The organism is Edwardsiella hoshinae NBRC 105699 = ATCC 33379 (assembly GCF_000474215.1).
GTDB classification, from domain to species: domain Bacteria; phylum Pseudomonadota; class Gammaproteobacteria; order Enterobacterales; family Enterobacteriaceae; genus Edwardsiella; species Edwardsiella hoshinae.
This window is the reverse complement of the sequence record NZ_BAUC01000094.1, coordinates 1-1,262: the sequence shown is the minus strand read 5'-3', so window position 1 is coordinate 1,262 and position 1,262 is coordinate 1. Positions and strand designations below refer to the sequence as shown.

The following is a 1,262-nucleotide window of genomic DNA, read 5'->3' as shown; positions in this document are numbered from 1 at the left end:
AGCGCCTGTCATGGGGTTAATCATTGCCGGCACCTTGCGGGTTTCTCCCGGTATCCCAAACTCCTGCTCGATCTCGATAACGTCCGGGTGGTAAACCGTCAACCCCTGTTTTTCCACCTCCGCAGCTGAGCGAGCGCGCACTCGGCACCGGCAGCCATACCCATCCGGTGGATAGAGAAATCCCCACACCGGGCTATCAACGGGCGCGATAAATCCGTTGAGACCCGCATGTACTGGGCGTGTGCGGCTATCCATTACTGCCACACGCTCCAGATACGGACGGCTGGCCGCGTTGGCCATCTGTTCCCGGTAGCGCCCCGCATTGTAGGCCGATTGCACATTAGTGCGAAAAATGGTGTCCAGCCGGCGCGGCATCAGCCGCTTGCCCTGGAGTTCGCCCGTGGACTCATCGATCACCAACCCTTTCCCCAGCCATCCCTTACGCTCCAGAATGGGGAGTATCTGGCGCTTGAAGTCCGTCTGCGTGTCCCCCTCCTGGAGGGCTTTTTGCAGGCCATCACGCATATCTTTCAGAATATCCAGCTTCATTACGCCGGCAGCGGTGAATCCTTTCGCCTGTGCCTCGGCATGTACGTCATACCAGTGCAGGCCTATGGCGTATCCCTTGGACTCGAAATAGGCTACCGCTTCGGCAGGCGCGAGCTGGAGAGCATAGGCCAGGTCTACCTTCTCAGGTGTTGGCATGGAGTTGCCCCCACAGGTCAGTCACAAAAATAGCCTGCGTCAGGAGGGCGCGCAGTTGGGTATCATCCAACAGCGGGTAGCCCTCGGCCAGGATATTCATCGCATCATCGGCACTCTTCCCCTGGCGCAGGGCAGCAATCATCGGGGCCAGTAGCTGGTTCATGGCATCGCCCACCGCATCAGACAGGGGGGGCATGGTATCGATCGCCTGCTGACCGGGGTCATTCTCTGGCATCGCCTCCGTTTGGGATAGGGCGGCAAGGCCCACACCAGGGCTAACGGGGTAAGCCCGGCGTAAGTTGGCTAGCCCACTGCCACTGGTGCGCGGCTGGAGTACCGCTTCACCCTCTTGGGGTTGTGGGATACCGCCCTCGCGGTGAACCCAACTGACGGGGATGGTATCCATCCCCGCGTTAACCAACGTCGAGACAGCCGTGGCAAACTGGCCTAAATCGGCTTTTTTGCGCGTATCAAAGACCAGGCGCGGCTGGCGGTGTAGCGGGATATCGCCGAAGCCGTTAAGCGCCAGCATCATCTGGATAAGTGACCGGAACATA

General features: G+C 59.8%; 2 protein-coding genes. Both read right to left on the bottom strand.

The genetic code is table 11. The features are described from left to right. Positions 1-705 (bottom strand): phage head morphogenesis protein (locus EHO01S_RS17130; protein ID WP_024525078.1); only part of this gene is annotated, 705 nt, incomplete at its 3' end. Then, positions 692-1,262, bottom strand: a 571-nt coding sequence (locus tag EHO01S_RS17125; RefSeq protein ID WP_024525077.1) for a phage portal protein family protein, incomplete at its 5' end; no start/stop codon positions are given. The genes EHO01S_RS17125 and EHO01S_RS17130, both read right to left, overlap by 14 nt.